The following is a 15532-nucleotide window of genomic DNA, read 5'->3' as shown; positions in this document are numbered from 1 at the left end:
CGCCATTGGTGGCGCAATCAGGAAGGATGTACCTGTGAGTTCAGGACCGCAGGGCGGAGACCGTCCCCGTCGTTACGAAGACCGTACTGACGGTGCGGGCGGAAACGACCGCGGCCCGCGCCGCGATGACAAAGGCCGGCCCCCGTACCGGGGAGACCGCGACAGCGGCGGCGCCCGAGGCGGATACGCCGGCGGCCGCGACTCTGGCTCCCGTGGTGGTGACCGGGACAGCTCGCGCTCCAGCGCCCCCCGTGAGGGCGGCTACCGCGGCGGCGACCGCCGCGAGGGCGGTTTCCGTGGCGGCGACCGCGACGGTTCGCGATCCAGCGCTCCGCGCGAAGGCGGCTACCGTGGCGGCGACCGCGATGGGTCCCGCTCGGGTGCCCCGCGTGAGGGCGGTTTCCGGTCCGGCGCTCCCCGCGAGGGTGGCTACCGTGGCGGCGACCGGGACGGTTCGCGTTCCAGCGCACCGCGCGAAGGTGGCTACCGGGGCGGCGACCGCGACGGTGGCTTCCGTGGCGGCGACCGGGACGGTTCGCGTTCCAGCGCACCGCGTGAGGGTGGTTTCCGTGGCGGCGACCGCGACGGTTCGCGTTCCAGCGCGCCCCGTGAGGGTGGCTACCGGGGTGGCGATCGGGACGGTTCGCGTTCCAGCGCTCCCCGTGAGGGTGGTTTCCGTGGTGGTGACCGTCGTGAGGGCGGTTACCAGGGTGGTGACCGCACTCGCTCCGGCCCGCCGCGTGAGGGTGGCTTCCGTGGTGGTGACCGCGACGGTGGTTTCCGTGGCGGCGATCGCCGCGAAGGTGGCTTCCGGGGCGGCGACCGGGACAGCTCGCGTTCCAGCGCACCCCGCGAGGGTGGCTACCGTGGCGGCGACCGGGACGGCTCGCGTTCCAGCGCTCCCCGCGAGGGTGGCTTCCGGGGCGGCGACCGGGACGGTTCGCGTTCCAGCGCCCCCCGTGAGGGTGGCTTCCGTGGTGGTGACCGCGACGGTGGTTTCCGTGGCGGCGATCGCCGCGAAGGCGGTTTCCGCGGTGGCGACCGTGAGGGTGGCTTCCGTGGCGGCGACCGGGACGGCTCGCGTTCCAGCGCGCCTCGTGAGGGCGGTTTCCGCGGTGGTGACCGCGACGGTGGCTTCCGTGGCGGCGATCGCCGCGAAGGCGGTTTCCGGGGCGGCGACCGGGACGGTTCGCGTTCCAGCGCTCCCCGTGAGGGCGGTTTCCGCGGTGGTGACCGCGACGGTGGTTTCCGTGGTGGTGACCGTCGCGAAGGCGGTTACCAGGGTGGTGACCGCACTCGCTCCGGCCCGCCGCGTGAGGGTGGCTTCCGTGGTGGTGACCGCGACGGTGGTTTCCGTGGCGGCGATCGCCGCGAAGGTGGCTTCCGGGGCGGCGACCGGGACAGCTCGCGTTCCAGCGCTCCCCGCGAGGGTGGTTTCCGGGGCGGCGACCGCGACGGCTCGCGTTCCAGCGCCCCCCGTGAGGGTGGCTTCCGCGGTGGTGACCGCGACGGTGGTTTCCGTGGTGGTGATCGCCGCGAGGGCGGTTACCAGGGTGGTGACCGCACTCGCTCCGGCCCGCCGCGTGAGGGTGGCTTCCGGGGTGGCGATCGGGACGGCTCGCGTTCCAGCGCTCCCCGTGAGGGTGGCTTCCGGGGTGGCGACCGGGACGGTTCGCGTTCCAGCGCTCCCCGTGAGGGTGGCTTCCGGGGTGGCGACCGGGACGGTTCGCGTTCCAGCGCTCCCCGTGAGGGCGGCTTCCGGGGCGGCGATCGGGACGGTTCGCGTTCCAGCGCTCCCCGTGAGGGTGGCTTCCGGGGTGGCGATCGGGACGGTTCGCGCTCGGGCGCTCCGCGTGAGGGTGGTTTCCGTGGCGGTGACCGCGAGGGCGGCTACCGGGGCGGAGAGCGTACCGGGGGTTTCCGGTCCGACGAGCGGCCGCGTCGCGAGGGGGAGTTCCGTCGCGATGACCGCGCGGGTGGCTCCGAGTCGTCCGAGGGCGGGCGTAGCTCGGCCCCGGCGCTGCCGGACGACATTGTCGCGACCGACCTCGACAAGGACGTCCGCGCTGAGCTGCTCTCGCTGAACAAGCCGGTCGCCGAGACGGTGGCCCGGCACCTGGTCGCCACTGGGCAGCTGATCGACGAGGACCCGGCCGAGGCGTTGGCGCACGCGCTTGCCGCCCGGCGGCTCGCGTCGCGCATCTCCGCTGTCCGTGAGGCGGTCGGCCTGGCCGCGTACCGCGCGGGGGAGTGGCAGTCGGCAATCGCCGAGCTGCGCACGTACCACCGGATGAGCGGATTGCAGAGCCACCTGGCCGTGCTCGCGGACTGCGAGCGGGCTCTCGGCCGGCCGGAGCGGGCCATTGACCTGTTCCGTGGCGCGGACCGGGAGAAGCTGGACCAGGCCGTGGCGATCGAACTGCTGATCGTCGCCGCTGGCGCGCGGGGTGACCTCGGGCAGAAGGACGCGGCGGTCGCGATGCTCCAGGTCCCGGACCTCACCAACGAGGCCACCGTGCCGTGGACGGCCCGGCTGCGGTACGCGTACGCCGACGCGCTGCTCGCTGTCGGTCGGCGCGAGGAGGCCCGCGAATGGTTCTCCCGCGCTGCCGACGTGGACACCGAGGGCGAGACCGACGCCGCCGAGCGGCTGCTCGAACTCGACGGTGTCGTCATCGAGGGTGACGAGGAGGACGAGGCCGCCGAGGAGATCGCCGCTGGCCCGGGCGCTCCCGGCGCGGTGCCGGCCCGACCCGACGCTGACCTGGCCACCGACACGAACGACGACGACGACGACGACGACGACGACGATGACGATGACGACGACGATGACGACGATGACGACGACGACGACGATGACGACGACGACGACGACGATGACGACGACGACGACGATGACGACGACGACGACGATGAGGACTTCGACGACGACGAGGAGGACGACGCTGTCGGCCCTCCCGCTGACGACGAAGGCTTCGACGACGAGGACGAGGACCGTCACCCCACCGGAACCAGCAACGCCGACGCTGCCACCACTGGCGACAGCGGCGTGACGGACGGGGACGCGGCGAACGGCGACGCGGCGAACGCCGACGGGACCGTCCCGGCCCGGGATGACGAGTCGGGGTCGACGCAGCGGTGAGCGCGGGCGTGGGGGAGCGGCTGGTCGACGGGTACACCCTGGTCGTCTTCGACCTGGACGGCGTGATCTACCTGATCGACCGGCCGATCCCCGGCGCCGTCGACGCAGTGGCCCGGCTGCACGCCGAGGGACGGGCGGTGGCGTACGCCACCAACAACGCGTCCCGCCGGTCCAGCGAGGTCGCGGACCTGCTGACCGGTATGGGCGTGCCGGCCCGACCGGAGGAGGTCCTCACCTCCGCCGCCGCCTCGGCCGAGGTGTTGCGCGACCGGCTGCCCGCCGGCGCGTCGGTGCTGGTGGTCGGCGCGGAGGCGCTGCGCGCGGAGCTGCGCGCGGTCGGGCTGAACCCGGTCACCCAGGCCGATGAGAAGCCGGCGGCGGTCGTGCAGGGGTACGGCCCGCAGGTCGGCTGGGCCGAGCTGGCCGAAGCGTCGGTAGCCGTACGTGCGGGTGCGATCTGGATCGCCACCAACACCGATCGGACCCTGCCCAGTGGGCGGGGACCGCTGCCCGGCAACGGGTCGCTGGTCGCCGTGCTGCGGACGGCACTGGAGCGGGACCCCGACGTGGTGGTCGGCAAGCCGGAGCCCGCGCTGTTCGAGACCGCCGCCAAGCGTAGCGGCGACGGGCGCAGCCTGGTGGTGGGTGACCGGCTGGACACCGACATCGAGGGCGCCCGCCGGGCCGGACTGGACAGCCTGCTCGTGCTCACCGGCGTCAGCGGCGTACCGGAACTGCTGGCCGCCGAGCCGCAGCGACGTCCCACGTACGTCGCGAGAGACCTGGCGGGGCTCTTCGACCCGGCTGCCGCCGTGCGGGTCCCGGGCCCGGCAGACGCTGGCGGCTGGTCCGTGACCGACCGGGACGGCACGCTGGAGCTGGCCGGGGCCGGTCGACCGCTGGACGCCCTCGCGGCGCTCTGCGCGGTGGCCTGGTCGGCGCCGGTTCCGGCGCTGCCGAAGATCCGCCCGGTGGGCCCGGACGCGGCCCACGCGGTGGAGAGTTTCGGTTTGACCTCGGCGGCGTGAGCCGGGCGGTCGTCAGAGCAGCTTGCGCAGCTTGAGCAGGTCGAACGGATTGGCCTTGATCGACACCCGGCGGGAGGTCACCGCGCTGGTGACGTCCAGGTCGCCACGGACCAGGGCGAGTAGGTCGTCGCTGGACGTGCTCAGCGCGATCTTGGCCTTGGGGTCGTCGCCGTCGGTCAGCTCGACCAGTCGGCCGCCGGTGATCCGGCCGTGGAACGCGGTGTCCAGGTCGGTGATTCGGCAGGCCAGCGTCCGGTCCAGGTCGATCCGTTCGCGTACCGTCTCGGCGTTGCGATCCAACCGGGCGGCCAGCTCCTGCAACGCCTGCCGGCACTCGTCCACGCTGGCCACATCTCCCCCTCGCTGATCGCCACGCCGTCCTCGGCACCGTACCGCACGGGTCGGTCGGGGGTGCCCGGTAGCGTGACACCTGCACACCCCGCCCCGTGGAAGGACTCAGGCATGCAGGACGCGTGGCGCGCCTACCTCGAGCTGGCCATGGGCCTTGCGGAGGCGCCCCGGAAGAAGGCCCAGGACGTGGCACGTCGCCTCGTCGGCTCCGGCGGCGCGACCGCCGCCCAACTCCAGGCCCTCGGCGAGGAACTGGTCACCACCGGCGCCGCCAACCGGGAGGCGCTGACCAAGCTGGTCCGCTTCGAGGTCGACCGGGCCCTCGGCGCGGTCGGTCTGGCCACCGCCGACGAGGTGGCCGAGCTGACCCGGCGGGTGCACGACCTGGAGCGGCAGCTGCGGGAGGCGCGGTCCACCGAGCCGGCCGACGCGGCGACCGCCGGCCCCACGCCACAACCCGACCCCACCGTCGCCGCGCAGCCCGGCACCGGTCTCGTGCCGTCCGGCGCCTCGGCCGGCGCCCCGGTCTCCGCGCCGGTGGCGAAGAAGGCCGTCGCTAAGAAGGCCGTGGCGAAGAAGGCTGTCGCCAAGAAGCCGCCGGCGACGATCAGCCCGACGGCCGACGAGGACGTCCCGACGCCGGCTGTGATGCCCGCCAAGAAGGCGGCGATTCGCAGGCAGCGGCCGGACGACGCCGAATGACCCGGCCCGGTCCGCCGCCCGGCGGGTTCCCGGCCCGGCCCGGTCCGCCGGCTGGCGGGTCCTTCCCGGCCCGGCCCGGTCCGCCGGTGGGTGTCCGCCCCGCGCCGCCGCCGGATCTCGGGGACGACGAGACACGGCATCCGGCGGTGGACGCCGCCGTGCGGGCCATCGCCAACGCGGCGACGCTCGCTCCCGCCGACCAGATCGCCCAGTACGAGGCGGCCTACGAGACGCTGCGGGAAACCCTCGCCACCATCGACCAGACCTGAGCGGGACGACCAGGCCTGAGCAGACCGGAGAACCACACGCATGGCACGTCGTAACCGGCTGGACGCCGAACTCGTCCGGCGCGGTCTGGCCCGCTCCCGTGAGCAGGCCGCCGCGTTGGTGGAGGCCGGCCGGGTCCAACTGCGGGGGGTGGTCGCCCGCAAGGCGGCCGCGATGGTCGACCCTGCCGACCCGCTCCTGGTGACCGGTGCGGACCCGGCCGAGGAGTACGTCTCCCGGGGTGGGCACAAGTTGGCCGGCGCGCTGGCCGCGTTCGCCCCCGGTGGGCTGCACGTGGCCGGGCGGCGTTGCCTGGACGCGGGGGCGTCGACCGGTGGGTTCACCGACGTGCTGCTGCGCGCCGACGCGGCCGAGGTGGTGGCCGTGGACGTCGGCTACGGGCAGCTCGCGTGGCCGTTGCGTACGAACGAGCGGGTCCGCGTCCTGGAGCGCACGAATGTCCGTACCCTCGATGCTGACGCGATCGGTGGCCAGGTCGACCTCACGGTGGCCGACCTGTCGTTCATCTCGCTGCGGCTGGTGCTGCCGGCGTTGGCCGGCTGCACCCGCGACGACGGTGACCTGGCGTTGATGGTCAAGCCGCAGTTCGAGGTCGGCAAGGACCGGGTCGGCGCCGGCGGTGTGGTCCGCGATCCGGAGCTGCGCGCCGAAGCGGTGCTGGACGTGGCCGCGGCTGCCGCGAGGCTCGGCCTCGGGCTGGCCGACGTGGCGGCCAGCCCGCTGCCCGGGCCGAGCGGCAACGTGGAGTTCTTCGTATGGTTGCGCCGGGGCGCACCGGCGGCCGACCCGGAGCGGGTGCGGGCCGTGGTGGCGGCCGGGCCGGATGGCTCGACGACGGCCGGCGCGGTGCCGGACGTGGCGGCGGAGGAGGTCGCAGGGTGAACGCGCGCAGTGAGGGCGCCGCAAGGGGCCACGCGGTGACACGCGGCAGTGCCGAGGTGTCGGCGTCGGTGGCGCGACGCCGCCCGGTCCGGCGTGGGCGGGCGGCCCGATGAGCCGGACCGCGCTGCTGGTGACCCACACCGGTCGTCGGCGCAGCACGGAGCACGCCCGGTCGGTCGCCGCCGACCTGATCGACGCCGGTTTCGAGGTACGGGTGGTCGCCGACGAGGCCGACGACCTCGACCTGCCCGGCGTGGTGCCGGTCGCCGGCCCGCAGGCCGCCGAGGGCGCCGAGATCGTCTTCGCGCTCGGTGGGGACGGCACCTTCCTGCGCGCCGCCGAGCTGGCTCGGCCTGCGAAGGCGCCGCTGCTCGGCATCAACCTCGGCAAGGTGGGCTTCCTGGCGGAGGCGGAGATCGACGACTTGGACACCGCCGTCCGGGATGTCGTCGGCCGTAACTACACGGTCGACGAGCGGCTGACCCTGGACGTCACTGCCGAGTTCGACGGTGGGCCGACGATCGAGTCCTGGGCGCTCAACGAGATCAGCATCGAGAAGGGCGAGCGGGCCCAGATGCTCGAGCTGCTCGTGGACGTGGACGGCCGGCCGCTGTCGCGTTACGGCTGTGACGGTGTCGTCTGTGCCACCCCGACCGGCTCCACCGCGTACGCGTTCTCCGGTGGCGGCCCGGTGGTCTGGCCGGAGGTGGAGGCGCTGCTGCTGGTGCCGATCAGCGCGCACGCGTTGTTCAGTCGCCCGTTGGTCACGGCCCCGACGTCCACCTTCGTGATCACCGTCGATCCGTTCACCACGCTCGCGGTGCTCTCCTGCGACGGCCGGCGCGTCTACGACCTGCCGCCCGGCGCGCGGGTGACGGTGCGTCGGGGGGCCCTGCCGGTGCGCATCGTGCGGCTGCGCCCCCGTCCGTTCACCGACCGGCTGGTGGCCAAGTTCGGCCTCCCCGTGCACGGTTGGCGTGGCAGCCGCCGGTGACCGTGGCGCACACGGTCGGTGGATGTCAGTTGTCCACCTGACGACATGTCGCCGCTGCGGCGGCGGGCGACTAGTGACCTGGTGACACGCTCCGACGCAGACTCCGATCGGCCCTCATCTACGGATGGCGGCCTGGAGGAGTAGAGGAGCCCATCGCATGCACTGGTCCCCACGCTGGCTCGCCGTCGGCGTTGTCGGCGCGTTGGTGGTCGGCGTCGCCGCACCGGCGTCCGCCGACCCGCCCGCCCGGCCCACCGGCCCGACGTCGGGCACGCCCGCCCAGCACGCACCCGTCCGCATCACCCTGATCACCGGCGACCAGGTCGAGCTCGCGCCAGCGGCGCCGGGCCGGGTCGCCGCCACTGTCCGCCCGGGACCCGGGCGCGAGCGCGTCATCTTCCAGACCCTGGAGGTCGACGGCCGGCTGCGGGTGCTGCCCAGCGACGCCCTGCCCTACGTTTCGAGCGGGGTTCTCGACGCCAACCTGTTCGACGTGCAGGAGTTGGCCGCCGACGGATACGGCGACGCCGCGCAGGGCGCGTTGCCACTGATCGTGCGTTACCAGGAGCAGGCGGCCGGGCGGGTCACGCCGCTCGCCGGCGCTACCGACGCCCGCCCGTTGGAGAGCATCAACGGCGCGGCGCTGCGGGTCGGCAAGGGGGCCCTCGGCAATTTGTGGACCACGCTCGCCGGTACGCCGGCCAGCCGGACCACGACTGCCGCCGCGCCCCGGCTGGGCGCCGGCATCGCCCGTGTCTGGCTGGACGGGCGGGTCCGTCCGGCGCTGGAGCACTCCGTGCCGCAGATCGGCGCCCCGACGGCCTGGGCGGCCGGGCGCGACGGTGCCGGCGTGACGGTGGCGGTGCTCGACACCGGCGTCGACGCCACCCACCCCGACCTGGCCGGTCGGATCGCCGAGGCGCAGGACTTCTCCGGCAGCGGCAGCGCCCGCGACGGGCACGGCCACGGCACCCACGTGGCCGCCACCATCGCCGGCAGCGGGGCGGCGTCCGACGGGTTGCGCAAGGGCGTCGCCCCGGGCGCGCGGTTGCTGGTCGGCAAGGTGCTCGACGACGGTGGCTCCGGCTACAGCTCGTCCATCATCGCGGGCATGGAGTGGGCGGCCCACTCCGGCGCGAAGGTGGTCAGCATGAGCCTCGGCGGCGACCCCACCGACGGCACCGACCCGATGAGCCAGGCGGTGAACGACCTGACCGCTGAGACCGGTGCGCTGTTCGTGGTCGCCGCCGGCAACTCGGGCGCCGCGCGTACCGTCGGCGCGCCCGGCGCGGCCGCGGCGGCGCTCACCGTCGGTGCGGTGGACCGTGCCGACAACCTGGCGGAGTTCTCCAGCCGGGGCCCGCGTCTCGGCGACAACGGCCTCAAGCCTGAGATCACCGCGCCGGGCGTCGGGATCGTCGCCGCCCGGGCCGCCGGCACCGCCATGGGTACGCCGGTGGACGACGCGTACACGACCGCGTCCGGCACCTCGATGGCCACGCCGCACGTGGCCGGAGCGGCGGCGATCCTCGCCCAGGAACATCCGGACTGGCCGGCCGGGAAGCTCAAGGACGCGCTGGTGAGCACCACGAAGGCGAACCCGGCGCTGACCGTGTTCGAGCAGGGTGGTGGTCGGGTCGACGTGGCGCGGGCGCTCGGCCAGCGGGTGTACGCCTCGGCCACCGCGGACTTCGGTCGGATCTCCACCGGCGGTGCGGCGGTCGAGCGGACCGTGACGTACACCAACGGCGGCACGGCCCCGCAGACCCTGCGGTTGGCCCTGGAGCTGCGCAACCTGGACACCCGTGCGGCCGAGACCGACGGGGTCGCGGTCGGCGGCGCCGAGGTGACAGTGCCGGTCGGCGGCAGCGTCGCCGTGCCGCTGCGGGCGGACCCGGCGAAGCTCGACCGGGGTGTGCACAGCGGCTGGCTGGTGGCGACAGGCGCGGACGGCGTCGCGGTGCGCACCGCTGTCGCGCTCACCGTCAGCGGTCCCGTGCACCACCTCACCATCAAGCTGCTGGACCGGCAGGGTCAGCCGGGCCTCTCGCCGGGGTTGACCGTCTTCGGTGAGCAGCCCGAGTCGGACTTCTGGGGCCTGTGGGGTGGCGAGGGCACCCTGGAGGTCGAGGAGGGCACGTACGTGCTGACCGCGCTGATGACGCACGGCGTTCCCCTGGACGAGCAGATGACCCAGATGATCGAGCCGGAGGTGACAGTCGACCGGGACCTGACAGTGGTGCTCGACGCGCGCAGGGGCACGCCGGTGCGGATCGAGACGCCGAAGCCCAGCGAGCAGCGGGCCACGCTCAGCTACTACGTGCACCGGGTGCTGGGCAATGGCCGGCAGATCGACCACGGCGTGATGGCCTACAGCACCGTTGAGCGGGTCAACGTCACGCCGACCCGCCAGGTGCGCCAGGGCGAGTTCGAGTTCGCCTCGCGGTGGCAGCTCGTCGCGCCCATGGTGGACGCGACGATCAGCGGGGTGTCCGGTCCGTCGGACATCAACCTGCTGGGCACGTCGCCGGCGCCGACCGGTCGGCGGAAGCTGCCGCTGCTCTGGGCCGGCACCGGCGCCCCCGCCGAACTGACCCGGGTGCGGGGCGCCGCCGTGCTGCTCGGCGCCGACCCGAACCGCTCGGAGGAGGAACAGGTGGCCGCCGCCGCGGCGGCCGGCGCCGCCGCGGTGCTGGTCGTCCGGCCGGAGGACCAGAGCGCGTGGACGGTCTGGCGGCCCACCGGAGAGCGGCTGCCGATCCCGTCGATGGTGGTCGCGTACGACGACGGGCAGCGGCTGATCGCGGCGGCGCGCAAGGGTCGGGCGACGCTGGACCTGACGCTGACAGTGGACAGCCCCTACCTGTACGACGTGTGGCAGGTGTCGAAGGGCCGCGTGCCGGAGCGTGTCGTGCACACGGTGACCGCGAAGAACACCGCCGAGGTGACAGCGAGCTACGGCGACCTGGGTGCGGGCTGGGCCACCGAGGAGCGGTTCGGCTGGCGTCCGTGGCAGGAGTACGCCTGGAACGACGACCAGCGGATCGTCCGCAACGGCACCACCCGGCAGGAGTTCGTCAGCTCCGGGGACTCCTGGTGGCAGCAACGGGTGCTGCACAAGCAGATGTTCATGCAGTGGGGGCAGCTGGCCGGTGGTCTGACCCAGCAGCCCCGGCGCTACGCCGCCGACGACCGGGTGACCGAGATCTGGCACGCGCCGGTGCTCCGCCCGGCCGTCCCGGCCCGAGGGGCGCCGGTGCCCACCCGCACCGGTGACATCCTGGAGTTGCGGGTGCCCGAGTTCGTCGACGCCGACGGGCACTACAGCGTGGCCGGCGAGAGCGAGGAGTCGGACACCGTCACGGCGCGGGTCAGCCGCAACGGGCAGCAGATCGCGGACCTCTCCGACGGCTGGGCGTCGGTGCCCACGACCGCCGGGGCCGCCCGCTACCGCCTGGACGTGAGCACCCAGCGGTCCTCGGCCGAGTGGCGTTACGGCACCCGGACCGACACGGCCTGGGAGTTCACCTCGGCCCGACCGGCGGGCGACGCCGCCACGGCATTGTCGTTGCTCCAGGTGGACTACCGGGTGCCGGCCGACCTGGGCGGCACGGTCCGCGGCAACCGGCCGCACCAGCTCGGGCTGACCCTGCGGCAGCCGGCCGGGGTGCCGGCGCCGAGGGGTGCCGGCGTCCGGGTGCAGGTCTCCTTCGACGGGGGCGTCACCTGGCGCAACGCGCCGACCACGGGGTCGGGCACCCGGTACACCGCTACCGTGCCGGCGGGGCGCGGAACGGTGTCGCTGCGGGTGCACGCCGCCGACCGGGCCGGGAACACCGTCGAGCAGACAGTGCTCCAGGCGTACGGGCTGCGCTGATCGGGCGGGGCGGGGCGGCCTGGCCGTCCCGCCCTGCCGGTCGAGGGTCCGCCGTCGGTCGACGGCGGGCCCTCACGCGTCAGAGCCAGCCGCGTCGGGCCACCTGGAACGCCAACCCGGGTCGGGTGTCCACACCGGCGGCGGCCATCAGGTCGGCGATGCGCCGTTGCACGGTGCGCCGGCTCACCCCGAGCTGGGAGGCGATGGACTTGTCCGGTACGCCCGCCACGAACAGCGACAGCAGCCGGGCTTCGTCGGCGTCGGGCTGGTAGCCGTCGCCCGGCTGGTCAGCGGGCTCGGGCCGGCGAGTTTCGGGGGCCGCAACGGCGAGGGGGTCGTCGAGGCGCAGCCGGGTGGCCACCCGCCAGTGGCTCTCGAAGAGGGCGAGCAGCGCGTCGAGCAGTTGACTGCGGCCGATCACGGCGGCGCTCGGTTCGCCGCCGTCGCGGTCGGGCACCAGCGGGCAGATGGCGGTGCGGGCGTCCACGATGGCCAGTCGGACCGGCAGCCGGTCCAGGACGCGGGCCTGCTCCCCGGCGGCGACCCCCTTGGCCAGGTCGGCCAACGCGCCCGGCTCCAGTAGCAGGTCACGTTCGTAGATGGCCCGGTAGCTGACCCCACGGGCCAGCGCGTCGAACTCCTCGACATTCTCCGGGCCGGCCATGGCGAGGGGATTGGCCCGGCAGAACCAGAGCACCTCGGTCCGGGCAGAGTTCTGCAGGTCGCGAAGCCGGTCCCGAAGAACCCGGGCGCCGGTGATCACCTCGACCAGGTGGTCGACGTGGTGTCGGCGCAGTCCGGAGCGGTATTCCTCGGCCAGTTGGGTGACCAGTCGGCGGGCCGACTCCAGGTCCTCCTGACGCCGCAGCAGCGTCGCGCCGAGGGCGACGTCCGGGGCGGTCGGGCGCAGCGGGGCGTCCGGGTCGTTGTCGCTGCGCTGCACGAGGCCCTTGCCCCGCAGTGCCTCGACCTGGGCGATGACCTGCTCACGGGGTCGGTGCAGGCGACCGGCCAACTCGTCGATGCGGGCCGTGGTGAGCTGGAGCAGGCAGCGGTAGAGCTCCTCCTCAGCCGAGGTCAGGCCGATCACGTCCAACACGGGGCAGAACTGTACGTCGGCCGGGTACGGGCCGTACCCGGGCCCGTCGGCTGGTCAAGTGTCGGGCCTCGCGTCTACTGTCGGTGGCTGTGCTGGAAGAGCTGCGCATCACCGGACTGGGCGTCATCGAAGACACCACGCTGCCGTTGACCGGCGGCATGAACGTCATCACCGGCGAGACCGGTGCGGGCAAGACGATGGTGGTCACCGGCCTCGGCCTGCTCTTCGGCGGCCGGGCCGACGCCGGGCGGGTCCGCGCCCAACCCGGTCGTGCGGTGGTGGAGGGGCGGCTGCGGCTGCACGGGCGGGTCGCCGACGCGGTGCACGCGCGGATCATCGAGGCGGGCGGCGAACCCGACGAGGACGGCTCGGTGCTGTTGAGCCGCACGGTGACGGTGGAGGGGCGTTCGCGCGCGCACGTCGGCGGCCGGAGCATGCCGGTGTCGATGCTCGGTGAGGTCGGCGAGCAGGCGGTCGCGGTGCACGGCCAGTCCGACCAGCTGCGGTTGCTGCGCCCGGCCGAGCAGCGGGCCGCACTGGACCGGTTCGCCGGCCCCGCGCACGAGAAGCTGCTCGACGCGCTGCGTGAGGCGTACACGGGGTGGCGTCGGGTCGTCGACGACCTGGCCGACCGTCGGCGCAACGCCCGCGAGCGCAACCAGGAGGCCGACCTGCTGCGGTTGGGCCTCGACGAGATCACCCGGGTCGATCCGCAGCCCGGTGAGGACGACGAGCTGAAGACCGAGGCGCAGCGGTTGGAGCACGCCGAGGGCCTGCGGACGGCCGCGCAGATCGCCCAGCAGTGCGTGGCCGGTGGCGCGGAGGCCGCCGAGGAGACCCCGGACGCGGCGGCGCTGCTCGGCACCGCCCGGCGGACCCTGGAGGCGCAGTCCGGCACCGATCCGGCGCTCGGTGAGCTGGCGGCCCGCCTGGAGGAGGCGGCCACGCTGGTCACCGACGTGTCGGCGGAGCTGTCGGCGTACCTGGCGACGCTGGACGCGGACCCGGCCCGGTTGCAGCACGTCTACGAGCGGCGGGCGGCGCTGCGCGCGTTGACCCGCAAGTACGCCGACGACGTCGACGGGGTGATCGCCTGGGCCGACCGGGCGCGTACCCGACTGTCCGACCTGGACATGTCCGACGACGTTCTCGACGAGTTGGAGCGGGAGGGTCAGCGGCTCGCCGTGGAGGTGGCCGACCTGGCCGGGCGGGTGTCCACGTCCCGGCAGGAGGCGGCGGTCCGCTTCGCCGACCAGGTCACCGTCGAGCTGGCCGGGCTGGCGATGCCGCACGCGCGGATCGAGGTGGCGGTGCTGCCCCGTCCGGCCGGGCGTGCCGAGCCGACGCTTGCGGTCAACGGCGTGGAGGTGGGTGTCACGTCGGACGGCGGTGACGAGGTGGAGCTGCGGTTGCTGGCCCACCCTGGCGCGCCGTCGCTGCCGTTGCAGCGCGGCGCCTCCGGTGGTGAGTTGTCCCGGGTGATGCTCGCCATCGAGGTCGTGTTCGCCGGCTCCGGTGGCCCGCCGACGTTGGTCTTCGACGAGGTCGACGCGGGGGTCGGCGGGCAGGCGGCGGTGGAGATCGGTCGCCGGTTGGCCCGACTGGCCCGCAGCCATCAGGTGCTGGTGGTCACGCACCTGCCGCAGGTGGCGGCGTTCGCCGACCGGCACCTGGTGGTGGCGAAGGACACCGGCGGCGCGGTGACGACCAGTGGGGTGCGGGTGGTGGAGGACACCGAGCGGGCTCGGGAGTTGGCGCGCATGCTGGCGGGTTTGCCCGATTCGGATCTGGGTATCGCTCACGCCGAGGAGCTTTTGGCAGTGGCCGCCAAGGAAAGGCGGTTGTGACGCCGCGTATTGTGAGCGCAAGCACACCGGCTTGTGCCGGTGTGTGCTTCCCTGGGTAGGCGGCCCTGCTCAGGCATGTCGCGACAGAAAAGCCTGCCTCACATGCCAGGATGGTCACGATGCGTCTACCCACGTTGCGCCGGAACCGGAACTCCGAACCGGGCAGAGTCCTCGGCACCGCGCGCCTTGATCGCCGGACGAAACGCCTGGTCGGTCGGCTGCGCCCCGGTGACATCGCGGTCATCGACCACGTCGACCTGGACCGGGTGGCGGCCGACTCACTCGTCGCCGTCGGGGTCGCGGCGGTGCTCAACGCGAAGCCCTCGGTCTCCGGTCGTTACCCGAACCTCGGCCCGGAGGTGTTGATCGCCGCCGGCATTCCGCTCCTCGACGACCTGGGGGAGGGCGTCTTCGAGCGCATCCGCGAGGGCGACCAGGTGCGCATCGAGGGCAACACGGTCTTCGCCGGTGACGAGCCGGTGGCGCACGGCAGCCTTCAGGACGCCGAGTCGGTCGGTAAGGCGATGGCGGACGCCCGGGAGGGTCTGTCGGTGCAGTTGGAGGCGTTCGCCGCCAACACGATGGACTACCTGCGTCAGGAACGCGACCTGCTGCTCGACGGTGTCGGGGTGCCGGACATCGAGACCCAGATGCAGGGTCGGCACTGCCTGATCGTGGTGCGCGGCTACGACTACAAGGCCGACCTGGACGTGTTGCGCCCGTACATCCGGGAGTTCAAGCCGGTGCTCATCGGCGTCGACGGCGGCGCGGACGCCCTGGTCGAGGCCGGCTACACCCCTGACATGATCATCGGGGACATGGATTCGGTCACCGACGACGTGCTGCGCTGCGGCGCCGAGGTGATCGTGCACGCGTACCCGGACGGGCGCGCGCCCGGCCTGCCCCGGGTCAACGGCCTCGGTGTGCCGGCGATCACCTTCCCGGCTGCGGCGACCAGCGAGGATCTGGCCATGCTGCTCGCCGACGAGAAGGGCGCCTCGCTGCTGGTCGCGGTCGGCACCCACGCCACCCTCGTCGAGTTCCTCGACAAGGGCCGCGGCGGGATGGCCTCGACGTTCCTGACCCGGTTGAAGGTCGGTGGCAAGCTTGTCGACGCCAAGGGGGTGAGCCGGCTCTACCGGCAGAGCATCTCCGGTTCGTCGCTGCTGCTGCTGGTGCTGTCGGCGATCGCGGCGATGGCGTCCGCGGTGGCCGTGTCGACAGTCGGGAAGGCGTACCTGGGCGTGGTCGCCGAGTGGTGGGACAATTTCGTGTTCCAGCTGTACCGGCTTTTCTAGTTCCCGACCGATCAAGAGGCTGCA

The 15532-nt window shown here is 73.6% G+C and carries 12 protein-coding genes; 9 read left to right on the top strand and 3 right to left on the bottom strand.

Annotated features, from left to right (window positions below; all coding sequences use genetic code 11):
- Positions 1 to 40: 40 nt before the first annotated feature.
- Positions 41 to 2116: a hypothetical protein gene (locus OG992_RS08995; RefSeq protein WP_266302975.1), complete on the bottom strand. Its 2076-nt coding sequence runs from the start codon at positions 2114 to 2116 to the stop codon at positions 41 to 43.
- Here OG992_RS08995 and OG992_RS08990 point away from each other — a divergent pair.
- Both OG992_RS08990 and OG992_RS08985 read left to right on the top strand, forming a co-directional pair.
- On the top strand, positions 2105 to 3142 hold the full coding sequence (locus OG992_RS08990; protein WP_266302974.1) for a lipopolysaccharide assembly protein LapB: 1038 nt from the start codon (positions 2105 to 2107) through the stop codon (positions 3140 to 3142). The genes OG992_RS08995 and OG992_RS08990 overlap by 12 nt on opposite strands.
- Positions 3139 to 4170: an HAD-IIA family hydrolase gene (locus OG992_RS08985; RefSeq protein ID WP_266302973.1), complete on the top strand. Its 1032-nt coding sequence runs from the start codon at positions 3139 to 3141 to the stop codon at positions 4168 to 4170. The genes OG992_RS08990 and OG992_RS08985 overlap by 4 nt, the downstream gene beginning before the upstream one ends.
- A gap of 12 nt (positions 4171 to 4182) precedes the next feature.
- On the opposite strand, the gene OG992_RS08980 is transcribed toward OG992_RS08985, so the two are convergent.
- Positions 4183 to 4521 carry an SCP2 sterol-binding domain-containing protein gene (locus OG992_RS08980; protein ID WP_088947517.1) on the bottom strand — a complete coding sequence of 113 codons (339 nt, stop codon included), beginning with the start codon at positions 4519 to 4521 and terminating at the stop codon, positions 4183 to 4185.
- Between the two features lie 111 nt (positions 4522 to 4632).
- Between OG992_RS08980 and OG992_RS08975 the strand changes: the two genes are divergently transcribed.
- The 5 genes from OG992_RS08975 to OG992_RS08955 all read left to right on the top strand — a co-directional run bounded on the left by OG992_RS08975 (position 4633) and on the right by OG992_RS08955 (position 11264).
- Entirely contained in the window at positions 4633 to 5223 is a 591-nt protein-coding gene (locus OG992_RS08975; RefSeq protein ID WP_266302972.1) for a phasin family protein, read from the top strand.
- Entirely contained in the window at positions 5220 to 5492 is a 273-nt protein-coding gene (locus OG992_RS08970; protein WP_266302971.1) for a hypothetical protein, read from the top strand. The genes OG992_RS08975 and OG992_RS08970 overlap by 4 nt, the downstream gene beginning before the upstream one ends.
- A 40-nt stretch (positions 5493 to 5532) precedes the next feature.
- Positions 5533 to 6393, top strand: coding sequence for a TlyA family RNA methyltransferase (locus tag OG992_RS08965; RefSeq protein WP_238687127.1), 861 nt, complete (start codon positions 5533 to 5535; stop codon positions 6391 to 6393).
- A 109-nt stretch (positions 6394 to 6502) separates the two neighbouring features.
- Positions 6503 to 7387 (top strand): NAD kinase, encoded by an 885-nt coding sequence (locus OG992_RS08960; RefSeq protein WP_091407282.1) that lies wholly within the window; start codon positions 6503 to 6505, stop codon positions 7385 to 7387.
- A 157-nt stretch (positions 7388 to 7544) separates the two neighbouring features.
- Positions 7545 to 11264, top strand: a complete 3720-nt coding sequence (locus OG992_RS08955) for a S8 family serine peptidase (protein WP_238687126.1) — start codon at positions 7545 to 7547, stop codon at positions 11262 to 11264.
- 79 nt (positions 11265 to 11343) lie between these two features.
- Here OG992_RS08955 and OG992_RS08950 read toward each other — a convergent pair whose 3' ends face one another.
- Positions 11344 to 12363 (bottom strand): helix-turn-helix domain-containing protein, encoded by a 1020-nt coding sequence (locus OG992_RS08950; protein WP_238687125.1) that lies wholly within the window; start codon positions 12361 to 12363, stop codon positions 11344 to 11346.
- 89 nt (positions 12364 to 12452) lie between these two features.
- Between OG992_RS08950 and recN the strand changes: the two genes are divergently transcribed.
- A complete protein-coding gene (recN, locus tag OG992_RS08945) occupies positions 12453 to 14210 on the top strand; it encodes a DNA repair protein RecN (RefSeq protein ID WP_238687131.1) in 1758 nt (585 codons plus the stop codon).
- A gap of 119 nt (positions 14211 to 14329) precedes the next feature.
- On the top strand, positions 14330 to 15508 hold the full coding sequence (gene steA, locus OG992_RS08940; RefSeq protein ID WP_091407271.1) for a putative cytokinetic ring protein SteA: 1179 nt from the start codon (positions 14330 to 14332) through the stop codon (positions 15506 to 15508).
- The last annotated feature ends 24 nt before the right edge of the window (positions 15509 to 15532 follow it).

The sequence above is a fragment of the Micromonospora sp. NBC_00362 genome (assembly GCF_026342155.1).
Taxonomy (GTDB): Bacteria; Actinomycetota; Actinomycetes; order Mycobacteriales; family Micromonosporaceae; genus Micromonospora; species Micromonospora hortensis.
Note: the sequence above shows the minus strand (reverse complement) of the source record. Positions and strands in the feature narration are given on the sequence as shown.